General features: G+C 58.8%; 12 protein-coding genes. 4 read left to right on the plus strand and 8 right to left on the minus strand.

What is annotated here, in order from left to right; all coding sequences use genetic code 11:
- Positions 1-1,090: 1,090 nt before the first annotated feature.
- The 3 genes from GPL20_RS10650 to GPL20_RS10660 all read right to left on the minus strand — a co-directional run bounded on the left by GPL20_RS10650 (position 1,091) and on the right by GPL20_RS10660 (position 5,377).
- The gene (locus GPL20_RS10650) at positions 1,091-1,297 is read right to left on the minus strand and encodes a cold-shock protein (RefSeq protein ID WP_208639263.1); all 207 of its coding nucleotides are present in this window, start codon (positions 1,295-1,297) and stop codon (positions 1,091-1,093) included.
- Positions 1,298-2,037: 740 nt separating this feature from the next.
- A complete protein-coding gene (locus GPL20_RS10655) occupies positions 2,038-4,158 on the minus strand; it encodes a prolyl oligopeptidase family serine peptidase (protein ID WP_157329495.1) in 2,121 nt (706 codons plus the stop codon).
- Between the two features lie 1,003 nt (positions 4,159-5,161).
- Positions 5,162-5,377, minus strand: a complete 216-nt coding sequence (locus GPL20_RS10660) for a hypothetical protein (RefSeq protein ID WP_205751155.1) — start codon at positions 5,375-5,377, stop codon at positions 5,162-5,164.
- A gap of 681 nt (positions 5,378-6,058) precedes the next feature.
- On the opposite strand from GPL20_RS10660, the gene GPL20_RS10665 reads away from it, so the two are divergent.
- Together GPL20_RS10665 and GPL20_RS10670 are read left to right on the plus strand one after the other, a co-directional pair.
- Entirely contained in the window at positions 6,059-6,535 is a 477-nt protein-coding gene (locus tag GPL20_RS10665) for an Lrp/AsnC family transcriptional regulator (protein WP_157329496.1), read from the plus strand.
- 377 nt (positions 6,536-6,912) lie between these two features.
- Positions 6,913-7,740, plus strand: a complete 828-nt coding sequence (locus tag GPL20_RS10670; RefSeq protein WP_157329497.1) for a Crp/Fnr family transcriptional regulator — start codon at positions 6,913-6,915, stop codon at positions 7,738-7,740.
- 536 nt (positions 7,741-8,276) lie between these two features.
- Here GPL20_RS10670 and GPL20_RS10675 read toward each other — a convergent pair.
- From GPL20_RS10675 to GPL20_RS10695, 5 genes are read right to left on the minus strand one after another with little or no spacing between them, the layout of a single operon-like run.
- Complete coding sequence (locus GPL20_RS10675; protein WP_157329498.1) at positions 8,277-8,801, minus strand: ubiquitination-like system serine protease family protein; 525 nt, start codon at positions 8,799-8,801, stop codon at positions 8,277-8,279.
- Positions 8,798-10,273 (minus strand): hypothetical protein, encoded by a 1,476-nt coding sequence (locus GPL20_RS10680; RefSeq protein WP_157329499.1) that lies wholly within the window; start codon positions 10,271-10,273, stop codon positions 8,798-8,800. The genes GPL20_RS10675 and GPL20_RS10680 overlap by 4 nt, the downstream gene beginning before the upstream one ends.
- Complete coding sequence (locus GPL20_RS10685) at positions 10,266-11,606, minus strand: ThiF family adenylyltransferase (protein ID WP_157329500.1); 1,341 nt, start codon at positions 11,604-11,606, stop codon at positions 10,266-10,268. The genes GPL20_RS10680 and GPL20_RS10685 overlap by 8 nt, the downstream gene beginning before the upstream one ends.
- Positions 11,603-11,983, minus strand: a complete 381-nt coding sequence (locus GPL20_RS10690; RefSeq protein ID WP_157329501.1) for an E2/UBC family protein — start codon at positions 11,981-11,983, stop codon at positions 11,603-11,605. The genes GPL20_RS10685 and GPL20_RS10690 overlap by 4 nt, the downstream gene beginning before the upstream one ends.
- On the minus strand, positions 11,983-12,240 hold the full coding sequence (locus GPL20_RS10695) for a multiubiquitin domain-containing protein (protein ID WP_157329502.1): 258 nt from the start codon (positions 12,238-12,240) through the stop codon (positions 11,983-11,985). The genes GPL20_RS10690 and GPL20_RS10695 overlap by 1 nt, the downstream gene beginning before the upstream one ends.
- Positions 12,241-13,875: 1,635 nt before the next feature.
- Between GPL20_RS10695 and GPL20_RS10700 the strand changes: the two genes are divergently transcribed.
- Both GPL20_RS10700 and aepX read left to right on the plus strand, forming a co-directional pair.
- On the plus strand, positions 13,876-14,106 hold the full coding sequence (locus GPL20_RS10700; RefSeq protein ID WP_157329503.1) for a hypothetical protein: 231 nt from the start codon (positions 13,876-13,878) through the stop codon (positions 14,104-14,106).
- Between the two features lie 524 nt (positions 14,107-14,630).
- A complete protein-coding gene (gene aepX / locus GPL20_RS10705; protein WP_157329504.1) occupies positions 14,631-15,569 on the plus strand; it encodes a phosphoenolpyruvate mutase in 939 nt (312 codons plus the stop codon).
- The last annotated feature ends 122 nt before the right edge of the window (positions 15,570-15,691 follow it).

Raw genomic sequence — 15,691 nt, forward strand, 5'->3', positions numbered from 1 at the left:
AGCTGGACAAGGAACTGGTGAGATCCTTACCTAAAGACTATCCGTCTGCGCTGAGTTGCCCGCGAAAAGAAGGAACGCGGAATCGCCTTGATGCCAGCCGATCGCGTTGCAGAGGTAAAGGTACGTTGCGCCGAGATTGGGCCGGAACATGGCTTGCGCGAGGAATTCAGCGAAGATCTCTGTGCGCTAATCATAGGCGAAGCCTTCGAGCTCGAAGCGATGATCATAGACACGAAGGCTGGTCTCGTGAGGGTCCGCATCTACACGCTCTGTCCAGCGAGAGGCTGTCACCATCATGCGACCTCAAAGCATCTTGAGTTCTACAGCTCGGCGCGCCGCGATCGCGTTCTTCTTCACCTATTCGACGCCATTCTCCCTCTTCCCCTTCGTGTGCCCCGCTACTGCGCGCAGGTGCAAGACGGAAGCCCCAGTGCTTCGCGAAGGCGAGGAGCTCGTCTTAAACTGAACCGACCGGCTCACCGCGTCATCGGGCACTACGGCGCGCGTGGATTGTCCATCAGCACTTCCTCCGGTACGCTGCCGGCCAGTGGTCTGAACTAATTGAGGACAATAGTAGCTCCGACGGGCAAGACCAAATGCAACAATTGGCCGTTTCTTTCAGCCAGGAGCGAAGCCCGTCAGCTTCTCGCAAAAGGTTGCCGGAGTAGCGGTGCCGTCCTGGTCTGCCTTCGAGCCCAGACAGGAATTGCCGCCCCTCTTGCGTATTTCCCGGCCAAGAGCATCGCCAAACACAAAGTCCGCCGGGATCCGGCCCCTGTTCCGCCAACCGCTTCATGGGCTCGAGGCGTGCGCGACTTTTTCCCGACTGTTCACGAGCGTACGGCTCGACGTGGCTAGCTGGCCGAAATACGTTGCCACAGCGGCACTGCGACCTGGCTGGTAGAGCCGTGACTCTGGCTGCAGCGATTGGTCGATGGTCCCAGAAGATCGAAGCTCTCAAGCGGTTTACGCGACAGCCCCATGCGCAGAAGAGACGGTCGCAAGGCCGAATGCCCGGCGCGCCGTGACAGGCATCGCCGGACAGGTGCGAGAACACACTTTGTAGAGCAGTGTCCGGAGGCGGGTCGGATCAGCCCACCCGGAGATCCTCAGCTGAGGTCTTACCCGAACGCCCGGCCTTGAGCTCATAACTTACCCGGGCCCCCTCTTCGAGCGTGGTGTAACCGGCCTTTTCGACGGCACTGATGTGCACGAAGACATCGGGACTTCCGTCCTCAGGCCTGATGAATCCATAACCTTTGGTCGGATTAAACCACTTCACAATACCCATTGCCACGGCGGCATCTCCATAGTGAACCATTGTGATCTAGCGAAGAGTCTCCCCATCATCAAGACGGTCGGCAAGAGATGCCCAAAATCGCTCCGCTGATCACGTGCTTGTTTTCTGTATGGCGTAGTCTAGCTGCGCCGCATCGTGCAAGCGACAAAAATCCTGACGTCGACGACATTTTCGCCGCAAGGCTTCAGCTCAGATGACGTTTTGATATTCGCTTCACTCGTCGCGCACCACCGGCTTACAGAACAGTTGCGTAGCCTCGAACATGCCGCGCTCATCCAGAGCCGGCGGATGGTTTTCATCGACCTTGAACGACAGGCCGGCCGCGAACTCCTTGCGCAGCCTGGAGCAGGAATGTCAATCCGAGCATGCCTGCATGAAGATGCCTGAAATGTTTTCTCAGGCACGAAGACGCTCGCATGGCTGCGCTTTGGCTGTTCGTCTTCAGGTCGCCCGCACGTCGCGCCTTGTCGACGAACAGGGCCTGCCGAGACAATCCTCAAGGAAGCCCATTTGGCAAGTTATCCGCTGCGTCCTGTTGTATTCGGGCGAATGGGCAAATCCGCTCGACAACAGCGGAGCCTGTTCAAACCGGTAAGTTGCGCATGTGACGAACTTCGTCGCGCCGCCGGCGGCTCACCAGCCTCTCGCCCGGGTCCGATGAATTCACCGAAGCAATGTGTAGGCGTTGAGATAACCGTCTCGATTTGATCTGCTTCGATCAGCCCGTTGACGGAAGTTTACTCAGAACAAAGCCGCCTCCATGCATAGGTGTATTCAAGCGCCAGTTGACGCGCGTGTTCCGTGAGATTGGCCGCGGCGCTGTGTCCCCCGTCGATGTTCTCGTAATACAGGTAAGGTTGACCCAGCGCGGCGAGCTTCGCGGCAGCCTTGCGGCCGTGTGCTGGATGCACATGGTCGTCCTTGGTGGAGGTAAGAATGAAGGGAACGGGATAGGTTTTTCCCGCCACCAGCTTCTGGTAGGGCGAGTAGCTTTCGATCCACGCACGCTGCTCGGCAATGGCGGGGTCACCGTACTCGCCGACCCAGGAGGCGCCCGCGCCCAGCTTGGTGTATCGAAGCATGTCAAGCAGCGGCACCTCGATGATCGCCGCGTTGAAGAGCTCGGGACGTTGGGTGATTGCCGCGCCAACGAGGAGGCCACCCTGGCTGCCGCCAATTACTCCAAGCCGGCGTGGACTCGTGATCTTGCGGCGGATCAGGTCCTCGGCAACGGCAAGGAAATCATCCCATGTCGTCTGCTTCGTTGCCCCCTGGGCGGCTTGATGCCATTGTGGGCCAAACTCGCCGCCCCCGCGCAGGTTCGCAACGACATAGGCATTGCCCTGTTTGAGCCAGAGCCGCCCACCTGGTCCCAGATCAGAGGGCAGAAGCGGAACCTGGAAACCGCCATAGCCATGAAGAAGTGTCGGAATTGCGCCGTCAAACCTTGCGTTCTTGGGTCGCACCAGAAAATAGGGAATTGACGTGCCATCACGCGAAGTGGCTTCGAGCTGCTCCACGACGTGCTTGGACGCATCGAAGGCAGACGGTGTCTTCTTCAATTCCTCAAGTCTTTTGCTTTCCGCATCAAAATACCAGACTGAAGTTGGTCCGAGATAGCTCGAGACGGTAAACTTGACCCGATCCGCTTCGTCGTAGGTAACTGACAGGCTGACACCTGTATGTTCCGGCAGCGGTATGGGCGTCGCGGACCAAGCTCCCTGAGCGTACTTATAGACGAACGCTTTGCTCTGAACGTTCTCAAGGATCGTCAGGATCAAGAATTTCTTTGTGGCGGTTAACTCGCTCAGGGCTTGGCGGGGTCCAGGTTGAAAGACAAGCGAGGCTTTGGCGCGCAGCGGATCCTGCTTCCATTCGTCGAGGTCATACGAGATCACCGAGCCGGCCCTAAAGCGGGTGTCCTCGGACGGCGTCCAGTCCTCGTCAAGTTTTACAAGCAGGCGGCCGCACGCGAGCGCGACGATCTCGGCCTTCTTCGGCAGATTGAGCTTGACGGGCCCATCGGGGCGGAAGACCACATATTCGGACTCGAAAGAGCTGATTGCGCGGACCGCGCCGGTCGCATGAATATGACGCTCGCTGTCACGAAGCACGAGGGACTGCGTCTCACTGTCGGTGGGCTCCCCACGATAGATCTCGCGAGCCTCACTGAGCGACTGAGCGCGTTTGAGCTCCTTCACCACAAAGGGGTAGCCGGCTTGCGTCAAAGTCCCCTCGCCCCAGTCCCGTGCAACAAGCAGTGTGTCACGATCGACCCAGCTGACGTCCTGCTTGCCCTCCGGGAGCCTAAAGCCGTCCGCAACGAAGGTCTTCGCGGTGCGATCGAACTCCCGCATGGACACGGCCTCCTTGCCGCCATCGGAAAGACTAATTAGGCAGAGGCGCTCTTCAGGCGGAAGGCAGCTGGCACCTCGAAAGACCCAATTTCTATTCTCGGCGACGGCCAAGGCGTCCACGTCGAGGATGGCTTCCCACTTTGGGTCCTGGCCACGATCGCTCTCACGCGTGGTGCGCCGCCAGACGCCGCGCACCTGGTTCTCGTCTTGCCAGAAATGCTCCAAACCGCGCCCTTCCAATTGAATATCTGCGATCCGATCCTTCTGCAGGATGGAAAGCGCCTGTTCGTAGAAGTGCCGATAGCGAGGATCCGACTGAAGCACCCCGAGCGTCTTCTCGTTCTCGGCGCGAACCCAAGCCACTACGGCTGGCCCTTCGATCTCCTCGAGCCAACGGAATGGATCATCAGTGAGTGCCGCATCGGTTCGCTCCTGTGAAAGCGTCGTGGAGATCAAGCAGGCAATCGACATCAGCGTGGCGAACAGGAGTGATGACTTCATGGATTTGCTCCGGCTGACGTCCAGCGGCCAGGCTCGCCCCGAGTCAATCAGAAGCAGCGGAAAGCAAGCAAGCGCGTGACACAGCGCGGCTTGCGCTATGTCGCGCCCCCTCACTGCAAGCTGCGTGCCGACTAAAGAGTCGCAAGTTTCAACCGCTCCGGTTTCAGCACGATTGTCCGCTTCCCTTCACTGGTTGCGAAGCAGACACCGACAACGTGTCGACCGGACAGTCCGTCAGATGGCACCGGTCTTTTCGGATTCAGCAACCAAGAACGGATGCTCCGCCTGTGTAGATCCCTTCGAGCGAGTATATTTGGCAGACTTGTCGACGGGGATCATCATGACAAAGAGCAGCGCCTTTCCCAGGGGATTGCACTCAAGACGATAAGGGCAGAAGCAAGGACTACGGCTCCTAGTAGCAATGCGTCTTGAGCTCGAGGCTCTAACCAGACGGGTTCAAGCGCCGGGTCAGGCTCTATCTTTCGATAAGTTGACGAAACGAAGCTGTCATCAGGAGTTCTTTTGTCGCTAGGGTCAGGCTCAAACAGTCCTGACCCTACCGGCGGAAATCGGCTGCACGAGCCCGTGGTCCTTCAAAGGCGTACCACCCGGACGAAGGGGCGAGATGTCGATCGAGAATGTCCGCTGCTGGCGGAGCAGCCTGGCGGGCGCGAGGCGAGTGCGAGCCACTCTGTGCTAACGAGACTTGCGGCCTCCATTGCAATGGGCAGCCTTTCCGGCGCGGAACGACCAAAAGCTCGCTGATGCCGACGCCACTTGCATAAGCGTCGTTTACGGGTACGGAACAACGCCTTGGCTGCACACCGCCCCCTCCACTATGGATCACTCCCGTGATACCTTGATGCAGCTCGTTCACTCATTTCCGGTCATCATCCAGGCTTGCGCAACCTGCAAGAACCGCGTCGGCGTTAATTCTATTCGTTCCTCTGTGCTGCTGCAGAACAGCGTAATCTGCCGTGCTGTGCTCCTCGCCTGCTCAATCCTACCCGACACCGGGCTCTTGTTCGGGACGACCGCTGAGCGAAGCTGTGGCTATCGGCAGCTCCCAGAGCCTGTCCTGAGTGTGCATCAGTCGGGCCTCTAGCGCTCCATAGGCCTTCTTCTCGTCTGCACGGGCGGCCTCCTTCAGGGCGACATCCGCGGGGTCGATCTCGTTGTAGGTGGCCAGCGCCTCGGCATGGTTCCGGTACTGCGGCATCTGAGCCACGTTGGTCCAGCCGCGACCGATAATAAGGCACTGATCAGCCGGAACGGTGACACGGCTCTTGTCCAGCTCACGGACATAGTCTGCCGACCAGCAGCAACATCACCGCACGAAAATGCGAAGGACAGTGCTTCGCGTCTCCAGCAAGGTGGGGTTGTGAGCAGGCTACAGCTTGTGCTGGTCGCGGCTGACTCGCGCCAAACAAGCCGCGCGCAATTTGCGATCCAGGTTGTACCGGAGCGGCCGCAGTTGATGCACATCGCAGTCATGATTCCATGTTGCGGCTGTTATCGAGCTGGAGGACGAAGTCGCCCCAAGGGTTCGCCTCTCAGAGGCAGAACGGCGCCTTCGCGCGCGCTCGTCAGGGGCTAGTAGCTGGCCTCAAATCAGGATGCCGTTTCCGCCATTTATCACGAGGCCCGGCTCGATTGCGCTTCGGTTTCGCTTTGGTTTACATCTTTGTCGAAAACGAAGGCCAGATCTCTCATCCGAAAGGCCGGCTCTTCGGCTTCGCTGCCTGCCGCGCCGCAGAATGCCAGTGGAAACGCCCCTCATCCCTACTTTGATCAAGTTGGGCCTTTGTCACGGAAGATTTCGTCGTATTTTCACCCTCGAGGATTTCCTGCGCAGAGCGGCCATCTCGCGGCGGAATTCGTCTCAGGCTCGGAGGTGATTATGCAGTACGATCGGATAGATGCCCGCATCCTCGAGATCGTGCAAAAGAATAACCGTCTGACTTCAGACGTGATTGGCGAGATGGCCGGGCTTTCTCCTACCGCGTGCCAACGACGGTTGAAGAGGCTCCGCTCGGAGGGCATCATCCAAGCCGACGTGTCGGTTGTATCGCCAGGGGCGGTCGGACGACCTATTCAAGTGCTTGCACTGGTGACCTTGGAGCGGGAAAGCGCCGATATCATCGATAGATTCAAGAAGGCCATCAAATCATCAGTTGATGTCGTCCACGGGTTTTACGTCACGGGCGATGCCGACTTCGTCCTGTACATTACCGCGCGGTCCATGGAGGAATACGAGGAGTTCACGCGGCGCTTCTTCTACGAAAATCGCGATATCAAGGGCTTCAAGAGCATGGTCATATTGGATCGCGTAAAGGTTGGATTTGCTGTTCCGGTGGAGCTGCCCCCAAACGATTGATTGCTTCGATGCGGGCAATCGTCTCGCGCCCGCAATCGAGATGTTGACCAGACCGTTTCGCTCTCCTGCGGCTTCTTCGGATCTCAGTCAGGGATAGAGAAGAGATGCACATAGCGCCCGCTTATACGGCAATCCCGTGGACGCAATCAATCGTGCCGCTAAGGGCAAGGTGCAAGAGCAAGAATGTGGCACGTTGAGTCCGAGCCGGCGCGAGCGCCTCCATTGGCTTGGTCGAATTTCGTCAAAGACAGACCCCTCAACGCGGGATTTGGGCGCCCTTGAGCTACTCGTTGCATCAATCAAGATGAAAATGTTGCTATAGTCGCAATCATGTTCTCGTTACGGTCAAGCAAAGGCCTCCTGCCGGGAGAGGGACCATGACCGATCGCGTGCACGCCATCCTCGAAGTGCTTGACTGCTCTCAAGATAGAGCTGTCAGGCAGCTGCCTGGCCCACGACCGGAGCCTGTTCGTCCTCTTCCGGTGCATCCTGCAAAACGGCCCTTTGTGAAGAACGTAATCTTGGCGCGTCTTTCTATCCAAGAGCTTGCGGCAATAGGGGAGTGTCTCGAGCCGGTCGTCTTGAAAGAACGGATGGTTCTGCAAGAGCCAAAAAGGCCGGTGGAGCACGTCTATTTTGTAGAGAGCGGCCTCGTCTCGCTCCGAGTTGTTGCCGCGGGAAGTATGCTCGAAACGGCAGTCATAGGCTATCGGGGCGTGGTCGGCACCTCCTTCTTGTGGGGAGGACATCTTTCAACGCATCAATCTATCGTCGTCTTTCCGGGAAGCGCGCACAGAATTCGTATCGAGGATCTTCGTCGGATCATGAAAGTGCATCCCGAGATCAGAGACCATCTGTTCGAGTACGTGCAAGCGCTGACATTTCAGTGCGTCCAGACAGGATTGTGCGGAGTTCGGCACCATCGTGAACAGCGCCTCGCGAGCTGGATTTGCCTAGCTGGTGAAGCGATTGACTCCCCCGTGCTGCCAGTCACCCACGATTACCTGTCCTCGGTGCTGGGACTGCGCCGCGCTGGGGTGACCGAAACCTTGATCCGCTTCGAGGAGCAAGGTTTGATTCGCAAGATGCGGGGCGTCTTGCAGATCGATGAACACAAATTGCTCGAAGAGAAAGCATGCTGTTGCTACAAGCTCGTCTCAGCTGCCTATGCCTCCTTATCAGTCCACACTCTCGGCGAAGAATAGACGAGCTAGCAACTCGCGACTGGCGTTCTGTGTGTCTCTGGGTGCTTGTGATCGCGAAGTTGAGACAATTCGCCCGAGAAAGGTCACCCCGTCACCAATCAATCGTTCCCCTTGCGCCCTGTAGCTGGCGGTGGGTAGCCGATCGTCGGCGATACCTGGGGCTGGTCAGCTTGCGGTTGTCGCAACGCTAACGCGTCGCCCGCTGCGCGATGCGTCCGGCCATTAGCGGGCACGCAGGACGACCGTCCCGCGCGCGGACGCAGAGGCTGTCGGCGAGCGCGGCCGGAAGATGAAACACCCGTCAAGGTTGAGAGAAATGCAAGATCCTGCTGCCTTAGCCCCAACGAGTTCGGCCGCTGCCGACCACCCGAGGGCTGTCGTATCTTGTATATTGATCATGATATTTTACACGGCGCAGCCCCTCCAGCCAGCTTCGTCAATTGGTGCGCGGCGCATGGATGATGTCCCTTCTGAAGATTGCCAGCAGTCAAGGGCAATGCCCGGCGTAATCTCACGCTCGGAATTCTGATTGTGGCCTACGCCAGCGCGAACCAATCCCTCTGCTTACCAGATCCACAAATAGCCAATTTGCGTCGCACGAGCATCTGCCCTGCCCTTGAGACTTCCCATGTAATCTCATCGAGGTCAGCAGCGATCTCCTCGGCGCTACGCAGTTCGCGTCTTCGCAACGACTTCAGAACGCGCCGCCCGAGCGCGACGATGTCGAAGTTCGGCTCGACGTTACCTTCTTCAAAGCGGTCACACCACAGGAGCTGCCCGCGCCAGATTATAAAATGACTACCGCATCCTCCGTCTCGCCAAACCGACGGATAGAGGGTCGGCTTGTCGGTCCGCGTATCCAGTCTCCAAGACTTTCCTACGCGTGGATCGAGATTGACGACGAGCGTTTCGCCGCATCCGTCGGGACAGCGCATCAGGACCGAGCGCAGCGCGCCTCGTTGGATGACCACCACATCGCCGGGAGCGGCAAGCATCTTTTCTCCCTCATCTCGGTATTCCGCAAAACCGAGCAGGTTCACCTTCCTCGCAACCATGCTCATGTCTTCCTCGCCGCCAGCTCGCGCGCCAATTGGGCCGCGACGGCGTATCCTTTTGTACGCCTAAAGCGGTCCGCAGCAGGACCGTCATCCCATCGACAGCGCCTGAGGAGTTGCACGGCGACCGCAGCCTGATATTCAGTGGAACACGATTGTATTGCGATTCCCATCCGCCTGAGCTGTCGGACCACGCTGGACATCCAGCAGAACTTGCTGGTCGGATCACAAGGCCCGGGGGGATGCAAGAACGATGCCGGTGCGTAAAGACGATCAATCTCAGCCGCCCAAATGGCGTCTTCATATACCCAAGGGTTGCACTCCGGTGGCATTTGAAAGGCAAGCCAGGTCTCCAACCCCGCAAGATCCACCGTCAGGGGAGCGGAGCGGACAACCGACGCCAGGTCAATAACAATCGCATGGTCGTTGCGCACGCGCACGTTTTCCCCATGGAGATCGCCATGCGTCGGCGCACTGCGGTAGCGCTGGCGCAGTTTGCCTAACTGATCAAGAATGATCTCCGGGGTCGCCGTGATACCAAAGTGAAATGCATCTTCAACATACCGCGACTTCAGCTTGCAAGGACGCAGTATCTCGGCGTCGATCGTAGCTTGGACTACTGAGCCCTCGTCCGGATCCTTGCCGTATGCTTGATCACGCCAGCCGCCAAGAGTCTCTTCGATCAGCGACGTCACGGCCCGAGCCGCCAGATTTCGGCGCGCCAAATTCCATAAGGATTCGGATCGGTCGACGAAACTTCCAACCAACAGACCGCGTTCCGCACCGAATACCGGATCGTGAATATTCGGTCTCAGGCCCAAAGGAATATATCTATCGGCGTATTCGCGGTAGTTCCGGTATTCTTGCTCGATCTTGTCGCGTCGATCCAGTTTGGCGAAATCGGGCTGCGGCCATGCTCCAGCATTGGACGTATGAACGGTCATGTGAACGGCGAAGACGCGAGCTTGCGACAGCCCACCCGTGAGTTCCTCCAGCACAATCCGACTGCAGTGCGCGAATGCACGCTTAAAGAGTATCTTGTCGACTTCGCGCAAGGGTTCGCGGTCTCCCGCGACTTCGATCTTGCGGTCTGCGCGCGGCCTCTGACCGGCGTCGTGCCTTGCGATCTTCTCTGCTAAGGAATGCGACGGCATATCTGTGCGGACCGCGACCCCGGCGATATTCAGGACTGATTTCGCCGACGCCTGCACGCGCCCCATGGTCTCGTCATCGTCCGCAATAAGATCGACGCGCAAACCGCTGTCGATTAGGGTTCTCACATGGGCGTCGGCGGTCCTCACTACGTCTTCCGGCATGTCGGAGCCGAACTGAAACACAGCGGCGCAGGCTTTTGAGGTATCCACGCCATCCGCGGAGGCGCAGCACAGCAGGTGCAGGTTCCGTTGCACGAACTCCCGCTGGATTTCGGGCGGCGGTGGCGTACCGAACCACAGCACTTCGGGTCGCGCCTTAGCCATTGTTCGCCCTCGGCCGGACCGGAAGAGGCCACGAGGGCCCTTTGGCGAGAGCGCCGCGACGCGAACAGACGACGCAATCCTCGACTCTTCTCGCCTGCGTCGGTCGCACCGCGCCTCTGACACCCTCATAAAGCTGGAAGCGAGCCTGGCCGGGCATCGAGGTCACGGCAGCCATGAACATGGTGGCCGCCAGCGACGCCATCGTCGTGTTGATTGACATGACGGCCGGTTGAGGCTCGCAGTCCCCCACCAGATAGGGATCGGACGCACGGCGTTCCGGACTCATCATCTCGCGTCGGATCTGATTTCCGTCTAGCGCGCCTGTACATGTCAGACATGGCAACTCAGGAGCCAACATCTGCACACGCCCGCTGATGTGGGTGACTGAACCCTCCCGGACGGTAATGCTCGTGCCCATATCGATTGTGGGCACCAGGTATTGGTAGGCAACCTGGCAGACCACTGCTCTGCTCGCATGGGAATCAGTGCAGAGGAAGACGAAGTCGAGACCGACAAGCTCCGCCGCGATGTTCGCATCGACTACATCGGCTCTCAGTCCCCGCACCCGCGAGGTCGACGAGCACGCGAGTATCTCCCTTTCCGCGACAGCGATCTTGCTCGTGCCCACGTCACTGGGACCAGCTCCGGCCAAGCGGTTGAGGTTCGTGGTTTCGACCACGTCAGGATCGATCAGCACGAAATCGCGAACGCCAAGTCGAGTAAGCTGGTGGAGCAGCACTGACCCTGTACCACCGACCCCGACGACACCCACCTTCAGTGACGAGATTACCCGCTGACCATCGGCACCGAAGGCGCGCACCTGCCGATCATATCGCACATCGCTGCCTTCGGTGGATTTGGCAGACGACACGAGGACTAGTCGCTCGCCGATCTGCCAGACCGGCACCTCCTGCGCCGTGCCGATCCGCCGGGCTCGGCAGCCCGCCTGACTTAATACGAGCGCCAGGTGTTCGCCTTTAGGCACCCGGCGACGCAGATAGCCCGCCAATGCGACCTCGCCCCTGTCGTCGACTGCGGAGAATCGCGGCTGGCTCTGTTCGAACGGATGGGTATGCACCAACACGACGCTTCGTCCCAGCGCGCGGGCACGGTTGGCGACTTCGACAATGAATGCAGGTCGAAGCGTTGCCGACACCTCATCGCGATGCTCGTAAGCCGAATGGGCGACGCTCTCTACATCGTCCACCAACCATGTGTCGGTGCGCGGATCGTGCACCGAATAGGCTACCCCGCAGCTCTCGAGTGGCGCTGAGGCCAGCAGGTCGGCCGAGGCCTTGCGATACGCCGGCCAGGCGAAACGCAGTCCGCTCATTGCAGTCGCCTCAGGCGATCGGCGATGGCGTTCATCCAGCTTGAGAGCGTGTCGCGGTTGGGATTCCATGCTTGGACATGCCAAGAGAACCAGAGTCCAGGCTCCGCGGCCTCCGGGATCATGTTGTTGTTGCCGGCACTGCACGGCATGCGTCCACCCTCGAGCAACAGATCGTTGTCCGCCCAGAAGCAATCGGGTGCGGCAAAGGGGTAGCCGGTCGGAACCAGAAAACGGATCGAAGTCGCAGCCCTGCTCCAGCCGGGCGGCAGCGAGATCGAACCGATCGTCACCAGGATTGCGCCGCTCGGCAGTTCTTGCGTACGCACATCCGGCCAGCGCCGACGCAGATCCTCGATCTGGACTTCAGCGGCGCCCATCAGCCGAAGTTCGCCTTCGGGGCCGACGAGAAGCGAAGCGGACCTTTGTCCTTGTCTAACGAGACCCGTTCGTCATCTCCGATAACGCGATCGGGATCGTTTCCGTGCCCTTCGAGAACGAGATCATGAGAGGAATCCCACTCGGCAACGCGCGCCTTAATTTGCAGCCCTGTCAGTGCCGGCTGGTCGGTCTCGTACTTCTTGCCGCCGACAAAGAAGAAGTACGTCTCATGGTGTCCGTTCTGCTTGTCACTCATCTGTTCGCCTCTATTATCTCGCATCCAGGCGCGGCTTCCCAGCCGGATATGCGAGTTCCCACAAATCACACAATGCGGGCTCCCGGCCCGCGTATAAGGCCGTTGTTATACGAACAGGATCGGTGATTTCCTTCGAAATGCGACTGATCGACGCCGAACGGCGCACGAGAGAGACTGAAGGGCACAGGATCCGCGCCCTTGCGGCGCCGGCCGGCGTCAGCTCTCATGGCGGGCGCGAATCGGACGCGGCGACGGTTTTCCCGACATCCAAGGCTACGCTGCCCGAGTGGCTTGCACCTGAAGCCGAAGAAACTGGGCCTACCTCCAAAACGCGCTGCGGCTAGAACGTTCACTTCCCCACAGTGCATGCATCTGTCCGCGTTCCCGGGCTCATTCGAAAGGCACGGCGCACCCGCGTCTGGAGAGGCGGCCTCGGTTGCAGCCCAAACTGGCGAAGCGGCAGCCGCATCCAAGGTCCAACGTCTTCGGTAGACATAGGACTGACGTTGCGCACCTCCGGAGAGGCGACTTTTCGACTACCGCAGAGATCGGGGTGTGGCGCGCGCACATGGCAAGAGTGTTTCGCATTCTTCCGATTGGACAAGGAAAGCGCGGGCCCGGATCAGCGGATTGAGAGCGTGATTGTTCTCCATGCGTAAAAACGGACTGCCAGCTCCTGCTCTGGACCGACACTCCATATGACTGTCTCGTTGGTTGCGAAGCTGACCTCCGCGAGCGCCGCGCCGGACTACCCGTCGTATGCAGCCGGCGCCGGTGATTTCGATCGTCAGAGACCGTGAACGGACGCAGCACTCGACGGCCGGCCAGCCCGATGCTTACCTCCGAAAGAGGGGTAAGCTTCTTTCAGGCTAGCGCTCACGGCCGCAGATTCAACGCGTGCACCGCCTTGATTGAGCAGAATTCCGGCTTCACAGAACGCTTGACGTGATGCGAGATTTACGTGTCGATCGACCAACTTAGCAAGCCGCGCCGTTTCGGAAAGCGGAGCGTGACAAGATCATCGTTCTGCCACCCAGTTTGCGCCGATGAGGATGCGGGACGGCGGAATCCCGCGAAGCACGCGAGTGACGGCAGTGGATCAGGGAACGAGCGTATCGTCACTCATCTTGCATACTAGCAGCTGTCGGAATCCGAAGGACAGACGCTTGCCCGACCGCGTATCTCGCGACAGCGTTGCCGGCCGTAATCAACTATGCGCCGAAGGTGAACATCCTCGCTTCCGAATCAATGAAGACCTGCAAACAGCCGGAGTGGTGAGGACGTATTAAAGCCCCCTAAGTATCGACCGCATCGCCTGGCCCCACACACGGTACTTTTCGCCGCTGGCGCGCTTGGACAGCGCATCGTCGCGGAATCTCTTTTCTCTTCTCAGATCTGATAGGAGAATTCCGTTCCCGTTTGAGCTAATCCTTCCAGGTTGATGAATACTTGCCACCAGCGAAGGCCACAGCCGACTGAGGGCCAATAGCCACACTTTGAAGTCGTAGATGCTGGTTGTCGAATGCCGCGATGTGAGTAGCACGAAAGCTCAACAATCGCTTTACGGTCCCTAGCCGGAGCCCTCCAAAATGGATTGTTCCACATGAATGTGGGCTGTCATCTCACCGAAAGGACATGATGATTCAGGTCCTCGCCTCCCATTCAAGTGACTGCGCTCCGCCGATTGTGTTCGTCGGTAAAAATCGGGCCGGCAACTGGGTTGCCCGTGAACAACAGGGCGCCTTTGGCGGGCTTTTTATCAACCGCGCTGAAGCTCTGAAATACGCTCTATTCAAGAACGGACGCCATCCAGAGAGCATCATCGAAGTGACGCGTGAGATCGAGCTTGATATTGCCAGCCCGTGAACTGCAGAACATAACAATGTGATCGTTCTTCTGCACCTGCTACCCACTCGAAGCCGGGGGCACTCGTTCATCGTCGCAAGTCCAACTGCGGCCAGCCGATTTCTTCAGCGTGCCCACTTCAAGCATTCAACTAGGCAGCCCAAAGGCTTTCTTGGCAGCCTGTGTCGGACGACAATCATTCGCCGATCATTGCTTCCGCCCGATGCGGGTTACATCGTAATACAGCTGAACATGAGCCGTCCTGAGTCGTTCCGTACGACGACACAAGAGGAGAGATCCAGGACGCGCCCGCGACCTTCCTATGTGGACCAGTTCACAACGGAAAAGAGAGCGCAACTCAATGAATTCGTCGGTTCATCTGCATCTGTCTAATCTTGAGCTGGAATGCGTTCGCAGGCTTAACGCCATTTCATCCGCAGCGAGACGTCCATGATCTCACCTACCAGTTCTCTCAATTGATCAAGATGCCAGAAACGTGTCACGCTCGAAGTGGGATAACGTCGGCCCCGGAGCACGGATTTCGTATGCAGGATCATTCACCATCTCTCCTCGCTGATGGGTATGAACAACCCCTCGATCTCACTCGAGCTGATACTCTGCGTGCTGAGGTTTGCTGCAGCAGCGCACTCTCCTTTCTCATGGAAGCGCACGACGGTCTGTCCGCCGCAATTGCCGAGCGAGCAGGTTTCAAGGGCCTGTGGGCTTCCGGTCTGTCGATTGCCTGCTCTTTAGGTTACCGCGATGCAAACGAAGCATCGTGGAGCCATCTTGTCGACGCCGTTGAGCGGATCGTGGATTCAAGCCGACTTCCGGTCCTTGTCGACGGCGATGGCGGCTTCGGGAACTTCAACAATGCCCGCCTGCTCGCTCGCAAGCTCCGTGAGCGCGGCGCGGCGGGTGTTGCGCTGGAAGACAGCTGCTTTCCGAAGCTAAACTCGTTTGTTGGCGACCGTCACCCCCTCGCGGACGTTGACGAATTCTGTGGACGCTTGCGCGCCGTGAAGGACACAGTTGCGAACGAGCTCGTCCTTGTGGCCCGGATCGAAGCATTAATCGCCGGCCACGGAATGCACGAAGCAATCGCACGCGCTCACGCATACCAGGAAGCCGGAGCCGATGCGATCCTGATTCACTCCCGAAGCAGCTCCGCAGACGAAATCCTTTCGTTCGCAGATGCTTGGCAGAACAGGTTGCCGGTCGTGATCGTTCCAACGAAATACTATCGGACACCGACCTGCGAGTATCGTCGCGTCGACATCTCGACGGTCATTTGGGCCAATCACTCCATGCGAGCGGCGGCCGCCGCAATGCGTCGGGTCTGCGGCCGCATCTTCGCTGAAGAGAACGTTGCGGCCATCGAGCCGGATATCATCCCCCTCGAAGATCTGTTTGAACTGTTCAGCTACGATGAACTCGCCGAGGCTGAAGCGCGGTACCTCCAGCCTAACAAACTGCAGCATTAGGGTCATTCACGGTCCAAGTCAGGCGGTTTAGGCCCACAATGGCTACGCTTGCTGCTCTAACTACTGCCAGATGTGCGTCGAATAGACTGACGCTTTGGACGAACCACCTATACCTCGGCGGC

This window comes from Bradyrhizobium cajani, from assembly GCF_009759665.1.
Taxonomy (GTDB): Bacteria; Pseudomonadota; Alphaproteobacteria; order Rhizobiales; family Xanthobacteraceae; genus Bradyrhizobium; species Bradyrhizobium cajani.

Excerpts from the sequence above, each read along its gene's own strand:
- GPL20_RS10700 (WP_157329503.1), top strand. The coding sequence starts at position 13,876 with ATGATGATTCAGGTCCTCGCCTCCCATTCAAGTGACTGCGCTCCGCCG.
- GPL20_RS10695 (WP_157329502.1), bottom strand. The coding sequence starts at position 12,240 with ATGAGTGACAAGCAGAACGGACACCATGAGACGTACTTCTTCTTTGTC.
- GPL20_RS10660 (WP_205751155.1), bottom strand. The coding sequence starts at position 5,377 with ATGCCGCAGTACCGGAACCATGCCGAGGCGCTGGCCACCTACAACGAG.
- GPL20_RS10675 (WP_157329498.1), bottom strand. The coding sequence starts at position 8,801 with ATGAGCATGGTTGCGAGGAAGGTGAACCTGCTCGGTTTTGCGGAATAC.
- GPL20_RS10680 (WP_157329499.1), bottom strand. The coding sequence starts at position 10,273 with ATGGCTAAGGCGCGACCCGAAGTGCTGTGGTTCGGTACGCCACCGCCG.
- GPL20_RS10685 (WP_157329500.1), bottom strand. The coding sequence starts at position 11,606 with ATGAGCGGACTGCGTTTCGCCTGGCCGGCGTATCGCAAGGCCTCGGCC.
- aepX (WP_157329504.1), top strand. The coding sequence starts at position 14,631 with ATGCAGGATCATTCACCATCTCTCCTCGCTGATGGGTATGAACAACCC.
- GPL20_RS10670 (WP_157329497.1), top strand. The coding sequence starts at position 6,913 with ATGACCGATCGCGTGCACGCCATCCTCGAAGTGCTTGACTGCTCTCAA.
- GPL20_RS10655 (WP_157329495.1), bottom strand. The coding sequence starts at position 4,158 with ATGAAGTCATCACTCCTGTTCGCCACGCTGATGTCGATTGCCTGCTTG.
- GPL20_RS10665 (WP_157329496.1), top strand. The coding sequence starts at position 6,059 with ATGCAGTACGATCGGATAGATGCCCGCATCCTCGAGATCGTGCAAAAG.
- GPL20_RS10690 (WP_157329501.1), bottom strand. The coding sequence starts at position 11,983 with ATGGGCGCCGCTGAAGTCCAGATCGAGGATCTGCGTCGGCGCTGGCCG.